The organism is Sinorhizobium garamanticum, from assembly GCF_029892065.1.
Taxonomy (GTDB): Bacteria; Pseudomonadota; Alphaproteobacteria; order Rhizobiales; family Rhizobiaceae; genus Sinorhizobium; species Sinorhizobium garamanticum.
This window is the reverse complement of record NZ_CP120373.1, coordinates 3,872,753-3,896,951: the sequence shown is the minus strand read 5'-3', so window position 1 is coordinate 3,896,951 and position 24,199 is coordinate 3,872,753. Positions and strand designations below refer to the sequence as shown.

General features: G+C 61.3%; 22 protein-coding genes. 20 read left to right on the top strand and 2 right to left on the bottom strand.

What is annotated here, in order from left to right:
- Positions 1 to 151 precede the first annotated feature (151 nt).
- The 14 genes from PZN02_RS18365 (at position 152) to PZN02_RS18300 (ending at position 13,318) form a co-directional block, all read left to right on the top strand.
- A complete protein-coding gene (locus PZN02_RS18365; RefSeq protein WP_280659351.1) occupies positions 152 to 1,042 on the top strand; it encodes a VOC family protein in 891 nt (296 codons plus the stop codon).
- The gene (kdsA, locus tag PZN02_RS18360; protein WP_280659350.1) at positions 1,042 to 1,884 is read left to right on the top strand and encodes a 3-deoxy-8-phosphooctulonate synthase; all 843 of its coding nucleotides are present in this window, start codon (positions 1,042 to 1,044) and stop codon (positions 1,882 to 1,884) included. The genes PZN02_RS18365 and kdsA overlap by 1 nt, the downstream gene beginning before the upstream one ends.
- A 136-nt stretch (positions 1,885 to 2,020) precedes the next feature.
- Complete coding sequence (gene eno, locus PZN02_RS18355; RefSeq protein WP_280659349.1) at positions 2,021 to 3,295, top strand: phosphopyruvate hydratase; 1,275 nt, start codon at positions 2,021 to 2,023, stop codon at positions 3,293 to 3,295.
- 163 nt (positions 3,296 to 3,458) lie between these two features.
- Positions 3,459 to 3,779: an FtsB family cell division protein gene (locus tag PZN02_RS18350; protein WP_136504430.1), complete on the top strand. Its 321-nt coding sequence runs from the start codon at positions 3,459 to 3,461 to the stop codon at positions 3,777 to 3,779.
- A gap of 137 nt (positions 3,780 to 3,916) precedes the next feature.
- Entirely contained in the window at positions 3,917 to 4,963 is a 1,047-nt protein-coding gene (pdhA, locus tag PZN02_RS18345; protein ID WP_280659348.1) for a pyruvate dehydrogenase (acetyl-transferring) E1 component subunit alpha, read from the top strand.
- A gap of 17 nt (positions 4,964 to 4,980) precedes the next feature.
- Positions 4,981 to 6,354 carry a pyruvate dehydrogenase complex E1 component subunit beta gene (locus PZN02_RS18340; RefSeq protein ID WP_280659347.1) on the top strand — a complete coding sequence of 458 codons (1,374 nt, stop codon included), beginning with the start codon at positions 4,981 to 4,983 and terminating at the stop codon, positions 6,352 to 6,354.
- A 14-nt stretch (positions 6,355 to 6,368) separates the two neighbouring features.
- Complete coding sequence (locus tag PZN02_RS18335; RefSeq protein WP_280659346.1) at positions 6,369 to 7,721, top strand: pyruvate dehydrogenase complex dihydrolipoamide acetyltransferase; 1,353 nt, start codon at positions 6,369 to 6,371, stop codon at positions 7,719 to 7,721.
- 58 nt (positions 7,722 to 7,779) lie between these two features.
- Complete coding sequence (locus PZN02_RS18330; protein WP_280659345.1) at positions 7,780 to 8,421, top strand: SGNH/GDSL hydrolase family protein; 642 nt, start codon at positions 7,780 to 7,782, stop codon at positions 8,419 to 8,421.
- A 2-nt stretch (positions 8,422 to 8,423) separates the two neighbouring features.
- On the top strand, positions 8,424 to 9,005 hold the full coding sequence (locus PZN02_RS18325) for a GNAT family N-acetyltransferase (protein ID WP_280659344.1): 582 nt from the start codon (positions 8,424 to 8,426) through the stop codon (positions 9,003 to 9,005).
- Positions 9,006 to 9,022: 17 nt separating this feature from the next.
- Positions 9,023 to 10,468 carry a dihydrolipoyl dehydrogenase gene (gene lpdA / locus PZN02_RS18320; protein ID WP_280659343.1) on the top strand — a complete coding sequence of 482 codons (1,446 nt, stop codon included), beginning with the start codon at positions 9,023 to 9,025 and terminating at the stop codon, positions 10,466 to 10,468.
- Positions 10,469 to 10,546: 78 nt separating this feature from the next.
- Positions 10,547 to 10,798: a GlsB/YeaQ/YmgE family stress response membrane protein gene (locus PZN02_RS18315; RefSeq protein WP_280659342.1), complete on the top strand. Its 252-nt coding sequence runs from the start codon at positions 10,547 to 10,549 to the stop codon at positions 10,796 to 10,798.
- A gap of 135 nt (positions 10,799 to 10,933) precedes the next feature.
- Positions 10,934 to 11,905: a lipoyl synthase gene (gene lipA / locus PZN02_RS18310; protein WP_280659341.1), complete on the top strand. Its 972-nt coding sequence runs from the start codon at positions 10,934 to 10,936 to the stop codon at positions 11,903 to 11,905.
- A 72-nt stretch (positions 11,906 to 11,977) separates the two neighbouring features.
- Positions 11,978 to 12,643, top strand: coding sequence for a hypothetical protein (locus PZN02_RS18305; RefSeq protein ID WP_280659340.1), 666 nt, complete (start codon positions 11,978 to 11,980; stop codon positions 12,641 to 12,643).
- Positions 12,644 to 12,871: 228 nt separating this feature from the next.
- Positions 12,872 to 13,318 carry a type II toxin-antitoxin system RatA family toxin gene (locus PZN02_RS18300; RefSeq protein WP_280659339.1) on the top strand — a complete coding sequence of 149 codons (447 nt, stop codon included), beginning with the start codon at positions 12,872 to 12,874 and terminating at the stop codon, positions 13,316 to 13,318.
- On the opposite strand, the gene PZN02_RS18295 is transcribed toward PZN02_RS18300, so the two are convergent.
- Together PZN02_RS18295 and PZN02_RS18290 are read right to left on the bottom strand one after the other, a co-directional pair.
- Positions 13,309 to 13,806 (bottom strand): CinA family protein, encoded by a 498-nt coding sequence (locus PZN02_RS18295; RefSeq protein ID WP_280661542.1) that lies wholly within the window; start codon positions 13,804 to 13,806, stop codon positions 13,309 to 13,311. The genes PZN02_RS18300 and PZN02_RS18295 overlap by 10 nt on opposite strands.
- A complete protein-coding gene (locus PZN02_RS18290; protein ID WP_280661541.1) occupies positions 13,806 to 15,020 on the bottom strand; it encodes a bifunctional 2-C-methyl-D-erythritol 4-phosphate cytidylyltransferase/2-C-methyl-D-erythritol 2,4-cyclodiphosphate synthase in 1,215 nt (404 codons plus the stop codon). Before PZN02_RS18290 ends, PZN02_RS18295 begins: the two co-directional genes overlap by 1 nt.
- Before the next feature lie 165 nt (positions 15,021 to 15,185).
- On the opposite strand from PZN02_RS18290, the gene dusB reads away from it, so the two are divergent.
- The 6 genes from dusB to trkA all read left to right on the top strand — a co-directional run bounded on the left by dusB (position 15,186) and on the right by trkA (position 24,193).
- Positions 15,186 to 16,214, top strand: coding sequence for a tRNA dihydrouridine synthase DusB (dusB, locus tag PZN02_RS18285; RefSeq protein WP_280659338.1), 1,029 nt, complete (start codon positions 15,186 to 15,188; stop codon positions 16,212 to 16,214).
- Positions 16,211 to 17,368, top strand: a complete 1,158-nt coding sequence (locus tag PZN02_RS18280) for a two-component system sensor histidine kinase NtrB (RefSeq protein ID WP_280659337.1) — start codon at positions 16,211 to 16,213, stop codon at positions 17,366 to 17,368. The genes dusB and PZN02_RS18280 overlap by 4 nt, the downstream gene beginning before the upstream one ends.
- Positions 17,365 to 18,819 carry a nitrogen regulation protein NR(I) gene (gene ntrC / locus PZN02_RS18275; protein WP_280659336.1) on the top strand — a complete coding sequence of 485 codons (1,455 nt, stop codon included), beginning with the start codon at positions 17,365 to 17,367 and terminating at the stop codon, positions 18,817 to 18,819. The genes PZN02_RS18280 and ntrC overlap by 4 nt, the downstream gene beginning before the upstream one ends.
- 205 nt (positions 18,820 to 19,024) lie before the next feature.
- The gene (locus PZN02_RS18270) at positions 19,025 to 21,298 is read left to right on the top strand and encodes a sensor histidine kinase NtrY-like (protein WP_280659335.1); all 2,274 of its coding nucleotides are present in this window, start codon (positions 19,025 to 19,027) and stop codon (positions 21,296 to 21,298) included.
- A complete protein-coding gene (ntrX, locus tag PZN02_RS18265; RefSeq protein ID WP_280659334.1) occupies positions 21,288 to 22,652 on the top strand; it encodes a two-component system response regulator NtrX in 1,365 nt (454 codons plus the stop codon). The genes PZN02_RS18270 and ntrX overlap by 11 nt, the downstream gene beginning before the upstream one ends.
- A 164-nt stretch (positions 22,653 to 22,816) precedes the next feature.
- On the top strand, positions 22,817 to 24,193 hold the full coding sequence (gene trkA, locus PZN02_RS18260; protein ID WP_280659333.1) for a Trk system potassium transporter TrkA: 1,377 nt from the start codon (positions 22,817 to 22,819) through the stop codon (positions 24,191 to 24,193).
- The last annotated feature ends 6 nt before the right edge of the window (positions 24,194 to 24,199 follow it).

Sequence of the window (24,199 nt, the reverse complement as noted above, 5' to 3'; positions counted from 1 at the left end):
CTGGTCAGGCTCTTCTTCTTCTTTGCGGCCGGTCCTTAAGGACCGGCCGTTTCCGTTTTCGGTATGGTCCGGTGCCTACCGAACGGCCGTGCTTGCAATCGGCCGGCAAAAGTTGCAAACAGCGACGGAACCGGCCATCAGGGAACACGCCATGAGCTTACCCCAGCGCACCACCCGACCGCTCGATCATCTCGTGCTGCCGGTGGCTGAGCTTGCGCAGGCGAGACGGCGCTTGAACGATCTCGGCTTTGTAGTCGCCGACGATGCGCGCCATCCCTTCGGGACCGAGAATGCGTGCGTCTTCTTCGCCGACAACACCTATCTGGAGCCGCTTGCCGTCGCGTCGCGCGAGGAGTGCGAGGCGGCGGCGCTCGCCGGCAACGTCTTTGTCGCCCGCGACCAGGCTTTCCGCTTCCGCCAGGGTCCGGAGGGTCTGTCGGCGATCGTGATGGGAACGTCTGATGCCGCGTCCGATCACATGCGGTTCCGCGCAAGCGGCGTTTCCGGTGGCGACATGCTGGAGTTCTCGCGGCCGATGCGATTGCCGGACGGGCGCGAAGGCCTTGGCTCGTTCCGGCTGGCTTTTGCTGCGGATCTCCGCTCCCCGGATTTCTTCCTCTTCAGCTGTCAGCGCATTCGTGCCCTGCCGGTCGACCAGACGGCGCTTCAACGCCATGAAAACGGCGTCCTTGGCATTGCCGAAGTGGTGCTGTCGGAGCCGAATCCCACCGACTTCCAGTATCTGCTACAGGAGGGCGTCGATGACCGCGAGGTTTCCGCCAACTCCTTCGGCATGGATATTCAAACCGGCAATGCCAAGATTTCCGTGCTTAATGTTGCAGGAATGGAGGCCTTTTTCGGCCGTTCGGTCAAAGGCGCTGAGCGCGGCTTGCGCGGGCGCGCAGTCGTGTTCCGCGTCGCCGATCTCGAAGTGACGCGTGCGCTATTCGCCAGGAACGATATCGAGTTTGCAGAAATGGGCGGACGCCTCATTGTCCCGGAAGCGCCGGGGCAAGGGGTGATTTTCGCATTTGGAGCGTGATGATGGAAACCAATGCCAGGGTTGTCGTCGGCGAGGGTGCCGGCCAGGTGATCTTTTCGCAGAAGGAGCGGCTGGCGCTGATCGCCGGTCCCTGCCAGATGGAGAGCCGCGACCATGCCTTCATGATGGCTGGAAGGCTGGTCGAGCTTTGCAAGTCGCTCGGTCTCGGTCTCGTCTACAAGTCTTCCTTCGACAAGGCGAACCGCACTTCGCTCTCCGGCAAGCGCGGCATCGGCCTCGATCGTGCGATGGAGATTTTTGCCGACCTCAAGAAGGAATTCGGCTTTCCGGTATTGACCGACATTCACACGGAAGAGCAATGCGCGGTCGTGGCTGAGACCGTCGATATCCTGCAGATCCCGGCTTTCCTGTCGCGCCAGACCGACCTGCTCGTCGCGGCCGCCAAGACGGGCCGTGCGGTCAACGTCAAGAAGGGCCAGTTCCTCGCGCCCTGGGACATGAAGAACGTGCTCGCCAAGTTCACGATGAGCGGAAATCCGAACGTTCTTCTGTGTGAGCGCGGCGCCTCTTTCGGCTACAACACACTGGTTTCCGACATGCGCTCGCTGCCGATCATGGCCGCGCTGGGTGCGCCGGTGATCTTTGACGCCACCCATTCGGTGCAGCAGCCAGGCGGCCAGGGTGGGTCCTCCGGCGGGCAGCGCGAGTTCGTCGAAACCTTGGCGCGCGCCGCCGTCGCTGTAGGCGTCGCCGGCGTCTTCATCGAGACCCACGAAGATCCAGATAACGCGCCTTCGGATGGCCCCAATATGGTGCACTTGAAGGACATGCCGCGGCTTCTCGAAAAGCTGCTTGCCTTCGATCAGATCGCCAAGGCCTGAGCTGCGCCGGCCTTCGTGAAATTTTTATGAACCGCAATGGCGCTTAGGCACTCGCACCCTGCGCGCCGTTGTAATTTCGAGGCCATGAATTAAGACAAGGCCCGACCCCACCGTCGTCCTAACCAGGGAAGAGATCATGACTGCAATCATCGACATCATCGGCCGCGAAATTCTGGACAGCCGCGGCAACCCGACCGTCGAGGTCGACGTTCATCTCGAAGACGGTAGTTTCGGCCGTGCGGCTGTTCCGTCGGGCGCCTCGACCGGTGCGCACGAGGCAGTCGAACTGCGCGATGGCGGCACCCGCTATCTCGGCAAGGGTGTCGAGCGCGCCGTCGAAGCGGTCAACGGAGAGATCTTTGAGGCGATCGGCGGCCTGGACGCCGAAAACCAGATCCAGATCGACAAGACCATGATCGAGCTTGACGGCAGCGCGAACAAATCGCGCCTAGGCGCCAACGCCATTCTCGGCGTCTCGCTGGCGGTCGCGAAGGCTGCGGCCGAAGCCGCGGGCCTGCCGCTCTATCGCTATGTCGGCGGCCCGAACGCACATCTCCTGCCGGTTCCGATGATGAACATCATCAACGGCGGTGCGCATGCCGACAACCCGATCGACTTCCAGGAGTTCATGATCATGCCGGTAGGCGCGGAAACGCTGAAGGACGCCGTGCGCATGGGCTCGGAAGTCTTCCACACGCTGAAGAAGCAGCTGGCTGCCGATGGCCACAACACCAATGTCGGCGACGAAGGTGGCTTCGCTCCGGGCCTGGCTTCAGCACCTGCGGCCCTCGACTTCATCATGAAGTCGATCGAGAAGGCCGGCTACAAGCCGGGCGAGGACATGTACGTCGCGCTCGACTGCGCCTCGACGGAGTTCTTCAAGGACGGCAAGTACGTGCTGGAAGGCGAGGGTCGCACCCTTGAGTCGGGCGCCATGGCCGAATATCTTGCGGAACTCGCCGCCAAGTACCCGATCATCTCGATCGAAGACGGCATGGCCGAAGACGACTGGGACGGCTGGAAGGCACTGACCGACAAGATCGGCAACAAGTGCCAGCTTGTCGGCGACGATCTCTTCGTCACCAACTCGGCCCGTCTGCGCGACGGCATCAAGATGGGCGTTGCCAACTCGATCCTCGTCAAGGTCAACCAGATCGGCTCTCTCTCCGAAACGCTCGACGCGGTCGAGACGGCCCACAAGGCCCGCTACACCGCCGTCATGTCGCACCGTTCCGGCGAAACCGAGGACTCGACGATCGCCGATCTCGCCGTCGCTACCAATTGCGGGCAGATCAAGACCGGCTCGCTCGCGCGCTCCGACCGGCTTGCCAAGTACAACCAGCTGATCCGCATCGAGGAACAACTCGGCCTGCAGGCAAAATACGCCGGACGCTCGATCCTGCGGGGTTGAATAAGGAAGTCCGGCCTCGGCAGGGCGCTCAACCACCAGCCGGCACGTTCGACCCGTCTGTCTCACGGCAGGCGGGTTTCGTTTTTTCCTGCCATTCATGGTCAACGGTCGGTTAATCAATCGACGCTAGTCTCGTCTCGTACTGCGTATCAGGGCATGGACCATGTGGACACGACATCACAAGAAACGGAGACTGGGGCGGCTGGTCGTGCCGCTCATGGCGGTCGCCTTTCTTTCCTATTTCGGCTATCATTCGATCCATGGAGGATACGGCCTGAGGGCGACAGAGGAGTTCGACCGACAGATCGCCGTACGGCAAGCCAGATTGGATGAGCTGACTCATCAGCGAAAGATCCTCGAAAAGGAGGTCGAGCTGATGAGCGACGGTTCGCTGGAACGTGATATGCTGGATGAGAAGGCTCGCCTCGCGCTCAATATGTCGCGGAGCGATGAGATCGTTATTTTTCATCGCGGGCAGAATTAACCTAAATTCGGTTAATTGGAAATTCAAGATAAAAATCAAACAATTACGCAGAATAATAGCCATGCAAATATGGCATTGCTGTGTTGCTCGTCTTTCCCTATGGTAGCCGGCGAAGGCTAACCATTTGGGAGGAATGAATGGCTCCGCGAAAAACCGCGTCCGTCTCCAGCCGCAAGACTGCTGCCAAGTCCGCTAAGAAGGACTTCGCCGGTGGCACGATCGCCGAATTCTCCAAGGAAGATGATCTCAAAGCCTACCGCGAAATGCTGCTGATCCGGCGTTTCGAGGAAAAGGCCGGCCAGCTCTACGGCATGGGCTTCATCGGCGGCTTCTGTCACCTCTATATCGGTCAGGAAGCCGTCGTGGTCGGCATGCAGATGGCGCTCAAGGAAGGTGATCAGGTCATCACCGGTTACCGTGATCACGGCCACATGCTTGCTTGCGGGATGAGTGCGCGCGGCGTGATGGCGGAACTGACCGGCCGTCGCGGCGGCCTTTCCAAGGGGAAGGGCGGCTCGATGCACATGTTCTCCAAGGAAAAGCATTTTTATGGCGGCCACGGTATCGTCGGCGCGCAGGTATCGCTCGGCACCGGCCTCGCCTTCGCCAACAAGTATCGCGGCAACGATAATGTCAGCCTCGCCTATTTCGGCGATGGTGCCGCCAACCAGGGGCAGGTCTATGAGAGCTTCAACATGGCTGCCCTCTGGAAGCTGCCGGTGATCTACATCGTTGAAAACAACCGTTACGCCATGGGTACATCCGTGTCCCGCGCATCGGCGCAGACCGATTTCTCGCAGCGCGGCGCCTCCTTCGGCATTCCCGGCTATCAGGTGGACGGCATGGATGTTCGTGCCGTCAAGGCGGCAGCCGACGAAGCGGTTCAATATTGCCGTTCCGGCAAGGGGCCGATCATCCTCGAGATGCTGACCTATCGCTATCGCGGCCACTCCATGTCTGACCCGGCGAAGTACCGGTCGAAGGACGAAGTGCAGAAGATGCGCTCCGAGCACGACCCGATCGAGCAGGTAAAGGCCCGGCTTACCGAAAAGGGCTGGGCGAGCGAGGACGAGCTGAAGCAGATCGACAAGGATGTTCGCGACGTCGTTGCGGACAGTGCCGATTTCGCCCAGTCTGATCCAGAGCCGGATGCATCCGAGCTTTACACCGACATCCTGCTTTGATCCGGGGAGGGACAAATATGCCAGTAGAAATTCTCATGCCCGCCCTTTCCCCGACGATGGAGGAAGGCACGCTCTCCAAATGGCTGAAGAACGAAGGGGACAAGGTATCCTCGGGCGATGTCATTGCCGAGATTGAAACCGACAAGGCGACGATGGAAGTGGAAGCTGTCGATGAAGGTACGATCGGCAAGCTCCTGATCGCCGCCGGCACCGAGGGCGTGAAGGTCAACACGCCGATCGCCGTGCTGCTGCAGGACGGCGAGGCTGCCGGCGATATCGTAACGCCGAAGGCCGAGGCTCCGAAGCCTGCTACTAGTGAAGCGCCCGCCGCCGCTCCGGCTCCGGCGCCGGTTGCGGCACAGCCGAAGGCGGAAATTCCTGCCGACCCAGCGATTCCCGCCGGAACGGAAATGGTTTCGATGACGGTGCGCGAAGCGCTTCGCGACGCGATGGCCGAGGAGATGCGCGCCAACGACGACGTCTTCGTCATGGGTGAGGAAGTCGCCGAATACCAGGGCGCCTACAAGATCACCCAGGGCCTGCTGCAGGAGTTCGGCCCGCGTCGCGTGGTCGACACCCCGATCACCGAACACGGTTTTGCCGGCGTCGGTGTCGGCGCGGCAATGACGGGCCTGCGGCCGATCGTCGAATTCATGACCTTCAACTTCGCCATGCAGGCGATCGACCAGATCATCAACTCCGCTGCCAAGACGCTCTATATGTCGGGCGGTCAGATGGGCGCGCCGATCGTCTTCCGCGGCCCGAGCGGTGCGGCAGCCCGTGTCGCTGCGCAGCACTCGCAGTGCTATGCCGCCTGGTACAGCCACATCCCGGGCCTCAAGGTCGTCATGCCGTACACGGCCGCCGATGCGAAAGGCCTCTTGAAGGCGGCGATCCGCGACCCGAACCCGGTGATCTTCCTCGAGAACGAAATCCTCTACGGTCACGCCTTCGAGGTACCGAAGCTCGACGATTTCGTACTGCCGATCGGCAAGGCTCGCATTCATCGCGTCGGCAAGGATGCAACCATTGCTTCCTTCGGCATCGGCATGACCTATGCGGTCAAAGCTGCGGCAGAGCTCGAAGCACAGGGCATTGACGTCGAGCTCATCGATCTTCGCACGATCCGCCCGATGGATCTTCCGACGGTGATCGAGTCGGTGAAGAAGACCGGCCGTCTGGTCACTGTCGAGGAAGGCTACCCGCAGTCCTCCGTCGGTACCGAAATTGCCACCCGCGTCATGCAGCAGGCCTTCGACTATCTCGATGCGCCGATCCTGACGATCGCGGGCAAGGATGTGCCGATGCCGTATGCCGCCAACCTCGAAAAACTGGCGCTGCCGAGCGTCGCCGAGGTCGTCGATGCCGTGAAAGCTGTTTGCTATAAATAAGGGAGGGCGCTTCGATGCCAATCAACATCACGATGCCTGCCCTCTCTCCGACCATGGAAGAAGGCAATCTGTCGAAATGGCTGGTCAAGGAAGGCGATCAGGTCAAATCCGGCGACGTCATCGCCGAGATCGAGACCGACAAGGCGACCATGGAAGTGGAAGCCGTCGATGAAGGCACGGTCGCCAAGATCGTCGTGCCGGCTGGTACGGAAGGCGTCAAGGTAAACGCCCTGATCGCCGTTCTGGCGGCTGACGGCGAGGACGTGGCAGCGGCTGCGAAGGGCGGTAACGGTGCGGCAGCACCGGCACCCGCAGCCAAGGCCGAAGAACCGGCTCCGGCAGCGCCGGCAGCTGTACCAGCCCCTGCTGCGGCACCGGCCGCGGCGCAGCCGGCAACATCGGTACCGTCGGCCCCCACCGCACGCGATGGCAAGCGAGTCTTTTCTTCGCCGCTGGCGCGCCGCCTTGCGAAGGAAACCGGCATTGACCTTTCGGCGCTCACCGGTTCCGGTCCTTATGGTCGTGTGGTTAAGAGGGACGTCGAGGCTGCCGTCGCCGGCGGTACCGGCATGCCGGCTACAACACCTGCTGCCGCCGCGGCACCGGCCCCGGCGCAACTCGCCAAGGGCATGTCCGAGGATGCCGTGCTCAAGCTCTTCGAGCCGGGTTCCTACGAACTCGTCCCGCATGACGGCATGCGCAAGACCATTGCCAAGCGCCTTGTCGAATCGAAGCAGACGATCCCGCATTTCTATGTTTCGATCGACTGCGAGCTCGACGCTCTGCTTGCGCTTCGCGCCCAGCTTAATGCCGCTGCTCCGGAAAAGGACGGCAAGCCGGTCTATAAGCTCTCGGTCAACGACATGGTGATCAAGGCGCTGGCGCTGGCGCTGCGCGACGTTCCGGACGCCAACGTCTCGTGGACCGACAGCAACATGGTCAAGCACAAACATGCCGATGTCGGCGTGGCTGTCTCGATCCCCGGTGGTCTGATCACGCCGATCATCCGCCAGGCCGAGTTGAAGAGCCTTTCGGCCATCTCCAACGAGATGAAGGACTTCGGCAAGCGCGCCAAGGAACGCAAGCTGAAGCCGGAAGAGTACCAGGGTGGCACAACCGCCGTCTCCAACATGGGCATGATGGGCGTCAAGGACTTCGCCGCCGTCGTCAACCCGCCGCACGCGACCATCCTCGCGGTCGGTGCCGGCGAGGAGCGGGTTGTCGTCAAGAACAAGGAAATGGTCATCGCCAACATGATGTCCGTCACGCTCTCGACCGACCATCGTTGCGTCGATGGCGCGCTTGGCGCCGAACTGCTCGCCGCCTTCAAGCGCTACATCGAAAACCCGATGGGCATGCTGGTCTGATGCGATCAGGACCGGCTTTTCGAGCCGGTCCACTTCTCCCAAAACGTGGGCACAAGCGATGAAGACAGTCCTTTGCTATGGTGACAGTCTGACGTGGGGCTATGACGCGAGCGGCCTCGGCCGGCACGCGTTGGAGGACCGCTGGCCGAGCGTGCTGCAAAAATCCCTTGGTGCGGGCGTGCACGTCATAGCCGAAGGGCTGAACGGCCGCACGACAGCCTATGACGACCATCTCGCCGATTGCGACCGCAACGGCGCCCGCGTGCTGCCGACCGTGCTCCACAGTCACGCGCCGATCGATCTGATGATCTTCCTGCTCGGCACCAACGACATGAAGCCGATGATCCACGGAACCGCCTTCGGCGCCGTGAAAGGGATCGCGCGCCTCGTCAATCTCGTCCGGCGGCACGACTGGCCGGTCGAAGCCGAGGAGGGGCCGGACATCCTCATCGTCTCGCCGCCGCCGCTTTGCGAAACCGCGAACAGCGCCTTCGCAGCAATGTATGCGGGCGCTATCGAGCAGTCGGCGATGCTGGCGCCGCTCTACCGCGATCTCGCCGACGAGCTCGACTGCGGCTTTTTCGATGCCGGCTCCGTTGCGAAAACCACGCCCCTCGACGGCGTGCATCTCGACGCCGACAACACCCGCGCGATCGGCCGGGGGTTGGAGCCGGTCGTGCGGATGATGCTCGGGCTCTGACCATGGCGGCTGGCGTGACCCTCAGGCCGGCAAGGCGAAGCGAGGCAGCGGAGCTCGCTGTCCTGATCGACATCGCCTCGCACGGATTTGCCGCGTGGCTCTGGTATGGCGGTGTTTTGCGCGGCGTTGCCGAAACGGCGTTCGAACACGGCCGCAACAAGCTTCGCGAAGATGCGGGGCGGGGTACCTGGCGCGACGCGATCGTTGCCGAGGTTGAAGACGAGATCGCAGGCGTCGCCGTCTCCTACGCGATCGATCCCTCCGTCCATGATATCGAGGCGAAACATCCGGTGCTCGTCCCGTTGCTGACCCTGCAGAAGCAGGTCGTGGGCCATTGGTTCATCGATAGCCTCGGGGTCTACAAGCATCGTCGCGGCGAGGGGATCGGCCGCGCATTGCTGGAACATGAAATTGCCCGCGCCGGATCGGCGCCGGTGAGCCTGATCACCGAAAGCCACAATGAAAGGGCTCAGGCACTCTACAGGATCAACGGCTTCGAGGAGGTGGTGCGCATTGAAGCCGTGCCGCTTTTCGAAGACAGCAGGAAACACGACTGGGTGCTGTTCACCCGCAAGGTCGCTTGAGACAAGGTAGGAAACACATGGCTGAGAATTACGACGTCATCGTTATCGGTTCGGGCCCGGGCGGCTATGTTACCGCCATCCGCTCGGCGCAACTGGGCTTGAAGACGGCGATCGTCGAGCGCGAGCACCTGGGCGGTATCTGCCTGAACTGGGGCTGCATCCCGACCAAGGCACTCTTGCGCTCGGCCGAAATTCTCGACCATGCCAATCACGCCAAGAACTACGGCCTGACGCTCGAAGGCAAGATGACCGCCAACGTCAAGGAGGTGGTCAGCCGCTCGCGCGCCGTCTCTGCACGGCTGACTGGCGGTGTCGCCTTCCTCATGAAGAAGAACAAGGTGGACGTCATCTGGGGCGAGGCGAAGCTCACCAAACCCAGCGAGATCGTCGTCGGCGCACCCTCGAAGCCGGCGGTCCAACCGCAAAATCCGGTTCCGAAGGGCGTCAAGGGCGAAGGCACATATACGGCCAAGCACATCATCATCGCGACCGGCGCCCGGCCGCGCGCGCTTCCCGGCATCGAGGCGGATGGCAAGCTGATCTGGACCTATTTCGAGGCAATGAAGCCCGAGGAAATGCCGAAGACCATGCTGGTCATGGGTTCCGGCGCGATCGGCATCGAGTTTGCAAGCTTCTACCGGTCGATGGGCGTTGACGTCACCGTCGTCGAGCTCTTGCCCCAGGTCATGCCGGTCGAGGATGCGGAAATTTCCGCTTTCGCCCGCAAGCAGCTCGAAAAGCGCGGCCTGAAGATCTTCACCGACGCCAAGGTGACCAAGGTCGAGAAGGGCGCGAACGACGTGACCGCGCATGTCGAAACGAAGGACGGCAAGGTCACGCAGATCAAGGCGGATCGCCTGATTTCCGCCGTCGGCGTGCAGGGCAACATTGAAAATCTTGGCCTCGAGGCACTGGGCGTCAAGACCGATCGCGGCTGCATCGTGACTGACGGTTACGGCAAGACGAATGTGGCTGGGATCTATGCGATTGGCGATGTCGCCGGGCCGCCGATGCTTGCGCACAAGGCGGAGCACGAGGGCGTGATCTGCGTCGAGAAGATCGCCGGCGTTCCCGGCGTACATGCGCTCGACAAGAACAAGATCCCGGGCTGCACCTATTGCGACCCGCAGGTTGCCTCCGTGGGTCTCACCGAGGCGAAGGCCAAGGAACTCGGCCGCGAGATTCGCGTCGGCCGCTTCAGCTTCGGCGCGAACGGCAAGGCGATTGCGCTCGGCGAGGACCAGGGCCTGGTCAAGACGATCTTCGACAAGACGACCGGCGAGCTTTTGGGTGCCCATATGGTCGGCGCCGAGGTGACCGAACTGATCCAGGGTTTTGTTGTCGCGATGAACCTGGAGACGACCGAGGAAGAACTGATGCACACGATCTTCCCGCATCCGACACTCTCGGAGATGATGAAGGAAAGCGTGCTCGACGCCTACGGCCGGGTATTGAACGCCTGATGACGCGCCGCCGTTCGGAACTTTCGGTCTCTTCACGCATTGAGGGCGCGGCAGGGCTTTCAATGCGGGGAGGTTGTCATGAGCTTGAACGGCGTGGGTATCCTGGCGGCGATCATCATCGGCGGCCTTGCCGGCTGGTTGGCGGAGAAATTCATGAGCAGCCAGATGGGGCTGGTCGCCAATATCGTTCTCGGCATCGTCGGTGCGCTTGTGCTGAACTTTATTCTGGCCGCCTTCGGCATGGCCTATACGGGCTGGGTTGCCTATCTGATTATCGGCTTCATCGGCGCGTGCCTGTTGATCGCGGCGGGCCGCGCCGTCAGACGCTAGGGTCTCCTTGCGTATTCGCAAGTGGTCGGGCTGCCATGCAAATGGTGGCCTGACTTTGCATGTCCGGCCATCTATATAGATCGAAAGCGGGCGGGTCGGCCTAAGGCCGAAGCCCGATACGACGAAGGAAGAAATATGGTAACGGTTTTCGACGCCGTCTCGGATAGGGCCGAGCGTGTTCGCCACCCTGAAAAGGCGCACAAGCCCGACACGGAAGTTCTGCGCAAGCCGGACTGGATCCGCGTAAAGGCGCCGACGTCGAAGGGATACATGGAAACCCGTTCGATCGTGAAGGGCAACAACCTTGTCACGGTCTGTGAGGAAGCCGGTTGTCCGAACATTGGTGAATGTTGGGACAAGAAGCACGCGACCTTCATGATCATGGGCGAGATCTGCACGCGCGCCTGCGCCTTCTGCAATGTCTCGACGGGCAAGCCGAATGCGCTCGATATGGAGGAACCCGCCAACGTGGCCAAGGCGGTCAAGCAGATGGGGCTCAGCCACGTCGTTATCACCTCGGTCGATCGCGACGACCTCGATGACGGTGGCGCCGAGCACTTCGAGAAGGTCATCTTCGCAATCCGCGAGGCCTCTCCCGAAACGACCATCGAGATCCTGACGCCAGACTTTCTGCGCAAGCCCGGTGCGCTGGAGCGTGTCGTCGCTGCCAAACCGGACGTGTTCAATCACAATCTCGAAACGGTCGCTTCGAACTATCTGACCGTGCGTCCCGGCGCTCGCTATTTCCACTCGATCCGGCTTCTCCAGCGGGTGAAGGAACTCGACCCGTCCATGTTCACCAAGTCGGGCATCATGGTCGGCCTCGGCGAGGAACGGAACGAAGTGCTGCAATTGATGGACGATCTGCGCACTGCTGACGTCGACTTCCTGACGATCGGCCAATACCTGCAGCCGACTCGCAAGCACCACAAGGTCGAGAAATTCGTGACGCCCGAGGAATTCAAGTCGTACGAGACGGTCGCCTACACGAAGGGCTTCCTGATGGTTTCCTCGAGTCCGCTGACACGCTCGTCGCATCACGCCGGCGACGATTTCGCACGGCTGAGGGCGGCACGCGAGAGGAAGCTCTTGGCCGAGGCGGGGTAATCTGCCTAGAATTGCACTGTAATAGCTGCCCGTACCGTCAACTCGTCGCTAGGAGAGTTCTCCATACCCGCTGTGTCGGACTTAAGCTACGACGACTGGATTGAGCACGCATTCGGCCAGGCGGTGCGGCTGCACGGCAACCCTTGGTTCTTCGATGACGATCCTCCTTGGTGGGATCCCGAACCGACTGTCGCGGTGGATTACTTTACGAGGCTTTTTTTGACCACCGAACGGTCGCTCGCCTACTTTTCCGATGCACAGATCGCGCAGGGGTTTGTCTACCTGTTGAGTACGAGCGCTTCAGGCGACAACGGGTGGTTCTACAATACTTCTGTGCCGACAGCAGCGCGTCTTCGCTGCGTCGAGGCGATAGAGAAGGTCTTCGCCGACCTGTTCGCCCCGCGCTGTGCGGATGTGTTGGCTCACATCGATGAACCCGGCGCGGCTCCCTTGAATTCCGTATGCTACATGTGGTGGGACGAGTTCCCATGTTTAGCGCTTCCGGGTGACCCGGACTGCGACTTGCTTCACGGGGCCGCAATCGATGTCATGCGTCGAACGCTAAGGCTTAGCTCTGTCGCGTGTCAGGAAGCAGCTCTCCACGGTCTCGGCCACTGGCTCCGGTACCGACCGCATGATGTCGCCGCGGCCGTCGACGAATTCCTGGGGGATGGACGCTGCAGGCGAAGCGAACTCGTCTCCTATGCCCACTGTGCGAGGGTTGGGTGTGTGCTCTGAGGTGCCCGGAGACCGCCGTTAAAAGCCGGCTCCAACCGGACCTTTCTGTGCAACGGTTGAAGGCCGTCTGCTCCTTCTCCGGCGCCGCGCGTTTTGCCAGACGCGCAGTACCACATTGAATTGCTGCGTGTTTTTATCCCTAAAAAACATCCAATAAGCCGCAAAAGAAGCCGGGCACAATTGGGCACCCTGCTTGAACTTCTCGCAGCACGCGCTTAACTGCAAGTCATGCCGCACTTCGAAACAAACCATGTCGTCAAGCATTCGGCCGATCAGATGTTCGATCTCGTCGCCGACGTCGAGCGCTATCCGCAGTTTCTGCCGCTCTGCGAGGCCTTGAGCGTGCGCTCACGCAAGGAGCGCGACGGCAAGGTGTTACTAATGGCCGACATGACGGTCGGTTACAAAGCGATCCGCGAGACCTTCACAACCCAGGTTCTGCTCAACAAGGCCGAGCGGACGATCGACGTCAATTACATCGACGGACCATTCAAATATCTCGACAATGAGTGGCGCTTCGAGCCGACCGGCGAAAAGCTGTCGATCGTGCATTTTTACATCGATTACGAATTCAAGAGCAGGCTTCTCGGCGCCTTGATGGGCTCCATGTTTGATCGGGCATTCCGCATGTTCTCGGAGGCCTTCGAAAAGCGAGCCGACGAGGTCTATGCTTGATGAGAGATATCTTCGAGGAGTTCGAGTGCGGTTCTGACCGTTGCCAGCCGAACCACGTCGCGGCCGATGTCGCCATAGCGCATCTCGCGGTGAAGCGTCGCGCCTTTCCGGCTCGCCGCCGCAAGGTGCACGAGCCCCACCGGTTTCTTCACCGAGCCACCGCCAGGCCCGGCAACCCCCGTCACGGCGACGGCAACATCCGCCCCTGAGTGGGAGACGGCGCCACGTGCCATTTCGATAGCCGTCTCGCGCGAGACGGCGCCGTGGGCGGCAAGCGTCGCGAGTTCGATCCCGAGCATCTGTATCTTGGCATCATTGGAATAGGTGACGAAACCCCGGTCAACGACGAGCGACGAGCCGGCAACTTCCGTCAACGCACCCGCAATCAGGCCGCCCGTGCAGGACTCTGCCGTGGCAAGCTTCAGGTTGCGCGCCGTGAAATCAGCAACGATCGCCCGCGCCTTCTGTTCGATATCAGCTGGCCACATCATGCGCTACTCCCTGGGGCATAGACGACCGTTGCAGTGGCAATTGCCGCGATACCTTCGTTGCGGCCGACGAAACCGAGCTTTTCATTGGTGGTCGCCTTGATCGAGCAGCGGTCGATGGCGATGCCGAGCATTGCTGCCAGGTTCTCTCGCATCTGCTGGCGGTGTGGCCCGACCTTGGGCGCTTCGGCGATCAGCGATATATCCGCATTGGTGATTATGCCGCCACGCTCGCGCACGATCCGTGCGGCGTGCTCCAGAAAGATACGGGAAGGCGCACCCTTCCATTGCGGATCCGACGGCGGAAAATGATCGCCGATATCGCCTGCACCGCAGGTCGCGAGAAGTGCGTCGGTCAGCGCATGCAGCGCGACGTCGGCATCGGAATGGCCGGAAAGTTTGCGGTCGTGCGGGATGAATACACCGCAAAGGGTGACGCCGTTGCCTTCGATGAGTTGGTGGACGTCGTAGCCATTGCCGGTGCGCACATCGGGAATAGCGCTGCCTTTGAGCCTTTCATCAGCCATGGAAATATCCCTCTGCAGCGTCAGCTTGACGTTGTCCACCATACCCTCGACGATGACAACGGGAATACCCGCCCATTCGGCAATGGAGGCGTCATCGGTAAAATCCGCTCGCGCCCCAGCGTTGGCGGCGCGGTGCGCGGAGAGAATCGCCTCCAACATGAAGCACTGCGGCGTCTGTGCCGCGTAGAGGTTACTCCGCGCGACGGTCTCCTGCACGACTCCGGTAGCGTCCGCGCGCTTCAATGTATCCGCGACCGCAATCGCCGGCAGGACCGCATCGGCACCGCCCAGCAGCGCCTGACGGCAGCGATCGAGCAGCGCGTGATCTGCAAACGGGCGCACCGCGTCGTGGATCATGACGTACTTGGCGCCGGCAGCCGCAATCGCCTCCAGCCCCGCAAGGACCGAAAGCTGCCGCGTCGCTCCCCCATGTACCACGGTCAAATCGGCCGGCGTCGGCACGTGCTTCAGAGCAGAGCCAAGCAATTCCGCGTCGTCCGGGTGGATGACGACAACGATTCGTCCGGTTCCCACCCATGTCGCGAAAGTGTTAAGCGTATGCGCGATAACCGGGCGGCCGCCGATCGTCCGGTACTGCTTCGGCCCCTCGGCCGATTGGCCGGCGCGCTCGCCGCGGCCGGCCGCGACGATGACGATACCACAGGAGAACTGTTCTTCAGGCTGCATCTTATGTATGTGGTCCCGCATTTCGCCGTTCTTCGCCGTGATCTACCGCGAAGGCCCCGCCATTGCCAGCCCCGGCCACCGCCGGCCATGTAGGGAATTTTGTCGGAGGCGTGGAAATCGCTTGGCAAGCCGAATAACAATGTCTAAAAATAGTGCAAGAAGAACATGTGCCTGAAAGATATGCATTTGCCACCGTCGGCCCTGTCATCGTCGCTCCGGATCGGGAAAGTTGAAATCCGCAACCGGGTGGCGCTCGCGCCGATGTCGGGGGTGACGGATTTGCCTTTCCGCACGCTCGCCTGGCGTTTCGGCGCCGGATTTGTGGTGACGGAAATGGTCGCCAGCCGCGAACTGGTCTGCAACGCCGCCGAATCCTGGGCGCGGCTTAAGAACTCCGGCATCGAGCCGCATATCGTCCAGCTCGCAGGCCGTGAGGCGCACTGGATGGCTGAAGCCGCAAGGATCGTCGAGGCGAACGGCGCCGATATTGTCGACATCAACATGGGCTGCCCGGCCAAGAAGGTGACCGGTGGCTATTCCGGTTCGGCGCTGATGCGCGACCCCGATCATGCCCTGTCGCTTATAGAAGCGACCGTCAGGGCCGTTTCGGTGCCGGTAACGCTAAAGATGCGCCTCGGATGGGACGAAAATTCAATCAATGCTCCATTGATCGCCCGAGGGGCTGAAGAGGCAGGTGTGCAGGCCATCACGATCCACGGCCGCACCCGGATGCAATTTTACAGCGGCAAGGCGGATTGGGACGCGATCCATGCGGTTCGTGACGTCATCTCCGTCCCTCTGATTGCCAATGGCGACGTCGATACGGTGACGGACGCCACGGAAATCCTGCGCCGGTCGGGTGCTGACGCCGTCATGGTCGGGCGCTCGTCGCAGGGGCGGCCATGGCATGCCGGGGTTCTTGCCGGCGCTCGTCGTCATCCGGATGCCTTGGAGATCGCGCGGGTCTTCGCCGAGCACTACGCCATGATGCTCGAATTCTATGGGCCGCAGATTGGCCTTCGGCACGCCCGCAAGCATGTCGGCTGGTACATCGAGCGTTTCGCGCCGAACCTCTCGTCCGCGGACAAGGCAGCGATCCTGACGTCCACCGATCCGGCTCTGGTCAGCGATAGAGTCGCTGCCGCGATCGCGAATGGCGACGTCGCACCGGTCAACGAGGAGATGGCGGCATGACGGACAAGGCAACGGCAATGGAGCCGGCGGGGGATGCGAACGATCTTTCCATGGCGGTGCTGAACGCGATCCAGAATCCCGTCATCCTGGTCGATGAAAGCGGCCTTGTGGCCTTCGCCAATTGGGAGGCCGAGTCCTTCTTCGGCGCCAGCGCCAATCATCTCGCCCGTCACAATATCAGCGCCTTCATTCCATTCGGCAGCCCGCTTCTGACTTTGATCGAACAGGTTCGAGAGCGACGGGCGCCTGTTAACGAATACCGGGTCGATCTGAGTTCGCCGCGTCTCGGCGCCGACAAGCTTGTCGATCTTTATGTCGCGCCGGTCCTCTCCACGCCGGGATCTGTGGTCATCGTCTTCCAGGAGCGCTCGATGGCGGACAAGATCGATCGGCAACTGACGCACCGAGGCGCTGCGCGATCAGTGACCGGTCTTGCCTCGATGTTGGCCCATGAGATCAAGAACCCGCTCTCTGGCATTCGCGGCGCCGCACAGTTGCTCGAGACGTCCGTCAACGACGAGGACCGGGCCCTGACGCGATTGATCTGCGACGAGACGGACCGCATCGTATCGCTTGTTGACCGTATGGAGGTCTTCTCTGACGAAAGGCCTGTGGATCGCGTACCGCTCAATATCCATTCCGTGCTCGATCACGTGAAGGCGATCGCTAAGGCCGGGTTTGCCCGTGGTATCAAGATTTCGGAGAACTACGACCCGTCGCTGCCGCCGGTTTACGCCAATCGCGACCAGCTTGTTCAGGTGTTCCTCAATCTGATCAAGAATGCCGCCGAGGCGATCGGCGATCGGGCCGATGGCGAGATCATGCTGACGACCGCCTATCGCCCCGGCATTCGCCTTTCGGTTGCCGGCACCCGCGAAAAGATCTCGTTGCCGCTGGAGTTCTGCGTGCACGACAATGGACCTGGCGTGCCCACGGATCTGCTGCCGCATCTTTTCGACCCCTTCATCACCACGAAGACGAACGGCTCAGGCCTCGGCCTAGCGCTGGTTGCCAAGATCATTGGCGGCCACGGGGGCATCGTCGAGTGCGACAGCCAGCACAACCGCACCACCTTCCGTGTTCTGATGCCGGCGTCCAAGGGACTGGCGGCGGATGACGACGAAATTCCGATGACAAAAGGAAACATTGCATGACGGGCGCTACGATTCTCGTTGCGGATGACGATGCCGCCATTCGCACCGTGCTCAACCAGGCCTTGAGCCGCGCCGGCTATGAAGTGCGCATCACTTCCAATGCGGCGACGCTATGGCGCTGGATTGCTGCCGGTGACGGCGATCTGGTCGTAACCGACGTCGTGATGCCGGACGAGAACGCCTTTGATCTCCTGCCGCGGATCAAGAAGGCGAGGCCGGACCTGCCCGTGCTCGTGATGAGCGCTCAGAACACCTTCATGACGGCCATCAAGGCGTCCGAAAAGGGAGCCTACGACTACCTGCCAAAGCCCTTTGATCTGACGGAACTGATCGGCATCATCGGCCGGGCGCTTGCCGAACCGAAGCGCCGCCCCTCCAGGATCGACGATGATTCGCAGGACGGCATGCCGCTTGTCGGTCGCTCGGCGGCAATGCAGGAAATCTACCGAGTGCTCGCGCGGCTGATGCAGACCGACCTGACATTGATGATCACGGGAGAATCGGGAACCGGCAAGGAACTGGTCGCGCGAGCGTTGCACGATTACGGCAAGCGCAGGAACGGCCCCTTCGTCGCGATCAACATGGCGGCGATCCCTCGCGACCTGATCGAATCGGAACTGTTCGGCCACGAGAAGGGCGCCTTTACCGGCGCCCAGACGCGCTCGACCGGCCGTTTCGAGCAGGCCGAAGGTGGGACGCTCTTCCTCGATGAAATCGGCGACATGCCGATGGATGCCCAGACCAGGCTGCTGCGCGTGTTGCAGCAGGGCGAATATACGACTGTTGGCGGGCGGACGCCGATCCGTTCGGATGTGCGGATCGTCGCCGCGACGAATAAGGACCTGAAACAGTCGATTAATCAAGGGCTTTTCCGCGAAGACCTCTACTATCGCTTGAATGTCGTGCCGCTGCGCTTGCCGCCGCTGAGGGACCGAGCGGAGGATATCCCGGATCTTGTCCGCCATTTCGTCCAGCAGGCCGAAAAGGAAGGGCTGGACGTCAAGCGTTTCGACCAGGAAGCGCTGGAACTGATGAAGATGCATCCTTGGCCCGGCAATGTGCGAGAGCTCGAAAATCTCGTGCGGAGACTGACGGCGCTCTATCCACAGGATGTGATCACCAGGGAGATCATTGAGAACGAGTTGCGATCCGAGATTCCTGACAGCCCGATCGAGAAGTCGGCGACCCGCTCCGGTTCGATGTCGATCTCCCAGGCGGTCGAAGAGAACATGAGGCAGTATTTTGCCAGTTTCGGTGATGCCCTGCCGCCATCGGGCCTCTATGACCGGGTGCTCGCAGAGATGGAGTATCCATTGATTCTCGCGGCCCTGACAGCGACCCGAGGCAATCAGATCAAGGCCGCCGACCTCCTCGGCCTTAACCGCAACACACTGCGCAAAAAGATTCGCGAACTTGGGGTCTCCGTATACCGCAGCTCACGCAGTGCTTGACTGAGATGCAACACCGTTGCATTTTCGCCACAATGCGTTGCTTGAACGTCCGATAGCGTCGATTCGTTGCGTCGTCATTGCCGGCGACCACCGGTCGAGGGACGCCGATGTTGTTTGGGGTTGGGCGTTACGGTCAGTTTCTTTGACCTGCTAAAGTTCGCGTTTGCCGGCGCCGTCGGGCGCCGGTTTGGGGGAAGCGTTTTACATGGTGGACGGAATGGCCCTGCCATTGGGCACAGAGGACAGGGTCGCAGCTGTCCAGGATCGGCGGGCGTCCTTCGCCCTGCCCGGATTGATGCTCGCCACCGGCGCGCTGATCTGTGCCACCGTGTCGCTGCTCATTCTCCTCGGCCTCACCCCCATCCGGCCGGAACGTAACATCGTTATCGCCTGCGCAGGCATCAACGGCGTCTTCGTTGTCGGCCTGATCTACCTGATCGTACGCGAGATCCTCAGACTGCTGAGGGCACGCAGCAAGGGAAGAGCTGCAGCCCGGCTGCATGTGCGCATCGTCGCGCTGTTTTCGATCGTTGCGATAACGCCGGCGATTCTGGTCGCAATCTTTGCCAGCATCACGCTCGATGTCGGGCTCGATCGCTGGTTCTCGCTGCGAACGCAGGCGATCGTCCGCTCGTCGCTGAACGTTGCGCAGGCCTACGTGCTCGAGAATGCCAGCTATCTGCAAGGCCAGACAGTGTCGATGGCCAACGACCTCGAGCGCAACCGGCAACTCTACAGCCTTGATCGCACGGGCTTCACCGAATTGATGACGCGGCAGGCGAGGGGGCGCGGCATGCTTGGCGCTTTCCTGGTGCGCGCCGACGGCAGCGCCATCCTTCAGGCGAATATCTCGACCGAAAAGCCGCTGCCGGCTATCCCCGCCGACGCGCTCAAAAGCACCGTTTCCGGCCAGCCGACGCTTATTCCTCCCGGTGTGACCAATCTAGTCGGCGCCGTCATTCCGCTCGACAATATACCCGGAACGTACCTCTACACGGTCCGCAACGTCGATCCCGAAGTGATGCGTTCGATGCGGCTGATGGAGGAGAATACGGCCGAATACAAGGCCCTTGAGGCCGGGCGCACGTCGCTTCAGATCGCCTTCGGGGTCCTCTATATCGGCTTTGCCCTCATCGTCCTGCTGGCGGCGATCTGGACTGCGATCGCCGTTGCCGATCGTATCGTGCGGCCGATCCGGCAACTGATCGGCGCCGCGGACAGCGTTGCCTCCGGCAATCTCGATGTGGTCGTCCCGGTGCGCGCCGTCGACGGCGACGTGGGCAACCTGTCTCGCACGTTCAACAAGATGGTCAGCGAGATCCGCACGCAACAGCAGCAGATCCTGGTTGCGAAGGACGAAGTGGATCAGCGCCGCCGCTTTATCGAGGCGGTGCTTTCCGGCGTCACCACGGCGGTTATCGGCGTCGGCAAGGACCGTCGCATCACGATTGCCAATCCTTCGTCGGAAGAGTTTCTGCGGAAGTCCGCGCCGGGACTGCTGGGCACAAGCCTCAGCGAAGTTGCGCCGGAGATCGATGCCGTGCTGATCGAGGCTGAAAGCCGCTATCGCAACGATTATCGCAAGCAGATCAATATCATGCGTGGTGGAACCGAGCGCACGCTGAACGTCCAGGTGACGAGGGAGGAAGGCGATGAGTCGCATGGCTCCTACGTCATCACCATCGATGACATCACCGATCTGGTGATTGCGCAGCGGTCGACCGCATGGGCCGACGTGGCTCGCCGCATCGCGCACGAGATCAAGAATCCGCTGACACCGATCCAGCTTTCGGCCGAGCGCTTGAGGCGCCGCTATGGCAAGCAGATCGACCAGCAGGACCGGGCTGTCTTCGACCAGTGCACCGATACCATCGTGCGCCAGGTGGAGGACATCGGCCGGATGGTCGACGAATTTTCGGCCTTTGCACGGATGCCGAAGCCGACAAAAGAAAAATCCGATTTGCGATCGATCCTCAAGGATGCCGTTTTCCTGCGTGAGATGGGCAACAGTCACATCACCTTCGTTCGCGATTTCGGGGACGAGCCGCTCGAAGGCCAGTTCGACGGCCGCATGCTCGGCCAGGCCTTCGGCAACATCGTCAAGAACGCAGTGGAGGCGATCGATGCCGTCCCCGCCGGAACCTCGCGGGGAGCGCCGACCATCGTCGTCCGCTCCCGTCGCGAAGGCGCTTCCGGCCGATTCGTTGTCGACGTCATCGATAACGGCAAGGGGCTGCCGACCGAGAACCGGCACAGAATTCTGGAGCCCTACATGACGATGCGCGAAAAGGGCACCGGTCTCGGTCTCGCAATCGTCAAGAAAATCATCGAGGACCATGGCGGACAATTGGAACTGCACGACGCACCGGTCGATTTCGACGGCGGCGTCGGGGCAATGATCCGCGTGATCCTGCCGCCTGCCGGGGAAGCCGGGGGCGAAGGTACTGTAAAGGACAAGGGTAATACCAATGGCGGCTGATATTCTGGTTGTGGACGATGAAGAGGATATCCGGGAGATCGTCTCGGGAATCCTGTCGGACGAAGGTCACGAGACCCGGACGGCTTTCGACAGCGACAGTGCGCTTGCGGCGATCAATGATCGTGTACCGCGATTGGTTTTCCTGGATATCTGGATGCAGGGCAGCCGCCTCGACGGACTGGCGCTGCTTGACGAAATCAAGAACCGCCATCCCGATCTGCCGGTGGTGATGATTTCCGGTCACGGCAACATCGAGACGGCCGTTTCCGCCATCAAGCGCGGCGCTTACGACTTCATCGAGAAGCCGTTCAAGGCGGACCGGCTGATTCTCATAGCCGAGCGGGCGCTGGAGAATTCCAAACTGAAGCGCGAAGTCTCGGAGTTGAAGAAGAAGTCCGGCGACCCGGTGGAACTCATCGGAACGTCTGTCGCCGTTTCGCAGTTGCGGCAGACGATCGAAAAGGTGGCGCCGACCAACAGCCGGATCATGATCCAGGGGCCTTCGGGTTCCGGCAAGGAACTCGTCGCCCGCATGATCCACCGCAAATCCACGCGTGCTTCCGGCCCGTTTGTCGCGCTCAACGCCGCAGCGATCACCCCGGATCGCATGGAAGTCGCGCTTTTCGGCACAGAGGGTACGCCCGGCCAGCCGCGCCGCACGGGCGCGCTCGAAGAGGCCCATGGCGGCATCCTCTATCTCGATGAAATCGGCGAAATGCCGCGGGAAACGCAAAACAAGATCCTGCGCGTGCTGGTTGACCAGCAGTTCGAGCGTGTCGGTGGTTCCAAACGCGTCAAGGTGGATGTGCGCATCATCTCGTCGACCGCCTACAATCTCGAGAACATGATTTCCGAGGGCCTGTTCCGCGAGGACCTGTTCCACCGTCTCGCTGTGATTCCGGTGCGTGTCCCGGCTCTGGCCGAACGGCGCGAGGACATTCCCTTCCTTGTGGATATGTTTATGCGCCAGGTGAGCGAACAGGCCGGCATCCGCCCGCGCAAGATCGGCGAGGACGCACTCGCCGTCCTGCAGGCGCATGACTGGCCGGGCAATATCCGCCAGTTGCGCAACAATATCGAACGTCTGATGATCCTCGCCCGCAGCGATGGACCGGATACGCCGATCACCGCCGACATGCTGCCGACCGAGGTTGGCGACACGCTGCCCAAGATTTCCGCACAGGGTGACCAGCACATCATGACCTTGCCGTTGCGTGAGGCTCGTGAAATGTTCGAGCGCGATTATCTGATCGCCCAGATCAACCGATTCGGCGGAAACATCTCGCGCACCGCGGAGTTCGTCGGAATGGAGCGTTCCGCGCTTCACCGCAAGCTGAAGTCGCTGGGCGTCTGACCGGGGCGCCTCGCGGCGGTTTTGTCGCTACAGCGCAGCGCGTCCAATTGGACGCGCAAAGGACACTGTAGCACTTTGAATTGCTGCATATTTTGTCCTTAATTCGATTCCGATTTAAGGAATCATGCAGCGTCCGCTGTAGCTTTTGGGATGAAGGAACGGCGATGAAAGTGGTCATATGCGGCGCTGGACAGGTCGGCTACGGGATTGCCGAGCGCCTGTCACAGGAAGATAACGACGTCTCGGTGATCGATACGTCCGCCGCGCTGATCGCCCATATCACCGAAACCCTGGATGTGCGCGGCTATGTCGGCCACGGCGCGCATCCGGATGTGTTGGCGAGAGCCGGTGCCGACCAGGCTGACATGATCATCGCCGTCACGCTGTACGACGAGGTCAATATTGTGGCCTGCGAAGTGGCGCATGCAATCTTCAACGTGCCGACGAAGGTCGCCCGCATTCGCGCACAGAACTATCTCGCACCGGAATATTCGGACCTCTTTTCGCGAGAGAATGTCCCGATCGACGTGACGATTTCGCCGGAAATCGAAGTAGGCCGTCTTGTTCTTCGGCGTATTTCCTTCCCGGGCGCGACCGACGTGGTCCGTTTCGCCGAGGATCGCATTGCCATGATCGCGATCGAGTGCATGGAAGACTGCCCCGTTGTGGACACGCCGCTACAGCAGTTGAGCGAGCTTTTTCCGGATCTTCTGGCGACCGTTACGGGCATCTTCCGGAACGGGAAACTGATCGTGCCGCACTCTTCCGATCAATTGCTGACGGGCGATCTCGCTTATGTCGTCTGCGATCGGGATCATACCCGCCGCACGCTGGGGCTCTTTGGACATGAGGAGCAGGAGGCGCGGAGGATCATCATCATGGGTGGTGGCAATATCGGCTATTTCGTCGCGCGCATGATCGAGGAGCAGCAGCCTCGCATGCGCGTCAAGCTCATCGAGAACGATCGCGACCGGGCCGTGCTGCTGGCCGACAAGCTGAACAACACCGTTGTCCTGCACGGCTCGGCCATGGACCAGCGGATCCTGATGCAGGCGGACGTTCAGGATGCCGATCTCGTGGTCGCGCTCACGAACAACGATCAGATCAACATTCTCGGCAGCATGATGGCCAAGCGCCTGGGCGCGAAGTCGACCCTGGTGCTGATCAACGAGCCGGCCTACCAGGATTTCGCCGGCACGGCCGGTGTCGATGCGCACATCAACCCGCGAGCCGTGACCATCTCTCGCGTGCTGCAGCACGTCAGAAAAGGCCGCATCCGATCCGTCTATGCGGTGCAGAGCGGCATGGCGGAGGTGATCGAGGCGGAGGCGCTCGAGACGTCGCCGATGGTCGGCAAGGCCCTGCGCGAGCTCGAATTGCCGGAGGGGATCCGCATTGGCGCGGTCTATCGCGACAAGGCTTTCATTCGGCCTGACGGCAATACGAGGATAAAGGCGAAGGACCGCGTCGTCCTTTTTGCCGCCGCCGACGCGGTGCGCCATGTCGAACAGCTTTTCCGAGTCAGCATCCAATATTTCTGAGGTCTC

Coding starts and splice junctions, on each gene's coding strand:
- kdsA (WP_280659350.1), top strand. CDS start 1,042: ATGATGGAAACCAATGCCAGGGTTGTCGTCGGCGAGGGTGCCGGCCAG.
- PZN02_RS18325 (WP_280659344.1), top strand. CDS start 8,424: ATGGCGGCTGGCGTGACCCTCAGGCCGGCAAGGCGAAGCGAGGCAGCG.
- lpdA (WP_280659343.1), top strand. CDS start 9,023: ATGGCTGAGAATTACGACGTCATCGTTATCGGTTCGGGCCCGGGCGGC.
- PZN02_RS18350 (WP_136504430.1), top strand. CDS start 3,459: ATGTGGACACGACATCACAAGAAACGGAGACTGGGGCGGCTGGTCGTG.
- eno (WP_280659349.1), top strand. CDS start 2,021: ATGACTGCAATCATCGACATCATCGGCCGCGAAATTCTGGACAGCCGC.
- PZN02_RS18365 (WP_280659351.1), top strand. CDS start 152: ATGAGCTTACCCCAGCGCACCACCCGACCGCTCGATCATCTCGTGCTG.
- PZN02_RS18330 (WP_280659345.1), top strand. CDS start 7,780: ATGAAGACAGTCCTTTGCTATGGTGACAGTCTGACGTGGGGCTATGAC.
- PZN02_RS18335 (WP_280659346.1), top strand. CDS start 6,369: ATGCCAATCAACATCACGATGCCTGCCCTCTCTCCGACCATGGAAGAA.
- lipA (WP_280659341.1), top strand. CDS start 10,934: ATGGTAACGGTTTTCGACGCCGTCTCGGATAGGGCCGAGCGTGTTCGC.
- trkA (WP_280659333.1), top strand. CDS start 22,817: ATGAAAGTGGTCATATGCGGCGCTGGACAGGTCGGCTACGGGATTGCC.
- PZN02_RS18315 (WP_280659342.1), top strand. CDS start 10,547: ATGAGCTTGAACGGCGTGGGTATCCTGGCGGCGATCATCATCGGCGGC.
- PZN02_RS18295 (WP_280661542.1), bottom strand. CDS start 13,806: ATGTGGCCAGCTGATATCGAACAGAAGGCGCGGGCGATCGTTGCTGAT.
- pdhA (WP_280659348.1), top strand. CDS start 3,917: ATGGCTCCGCGAAAAACCGCGTCCGTCTCCAGCCGCAAGACTGCTGCC.
- PZN02_RS18300 (WP_280659339.1), top strand. CDS start 12,872: ATGCCGCACTTCGAAACAAACCATGTCGTCAAGCATTCGGCCGATCAG.
- dusB (WP_280659338.1), top strand. CDS start 15,186: ATGTGCCTGAAAGATATGCATTTGCCACCGTCGGCCCTGTCATCGTCG.
- PZN02_RS18290 (WP_280661541.1), bottom strand. CDS start 15,020: ATGCAGCCTGAAGAACAGTTCTCCTGTGGTATCGTCATCGTCGCGGCC.
- PZN02_RS18340 (WP_280659347.1), top strand. CDS start 4,981: ATGCCAGTAGAAATTCTCATGCCCGCCCTTTCCCCGACGATGGAGGAA.
- ntrC (WP_280659336.1), top strand. CDS start 17,365: ATGACGGGCGCTACGATTCTCGTTGCGGATGACGATGCCGCCATTCGC.
- ntrX (WP_280659334.1), top strand. CDS start 21,288: ATGGCGGCTGATATTCTGGTTGTGGACGATGAAGAGGATATCCGGGAG.
- PZN02_RS18280 (WP_280659337.1), top strand. CDS start 16,211: ATGACGGACAAGGCAACGGCAATGGAGCCGGCGGGGGATGCGAACGAT.
- PZN02_RS18270 (WP_280659335.1), top strand. CDS start 19,025: ATGGTGGACGGAATGGCCCTGCCATTGGGCACAGAGGACAGGGTCGCA.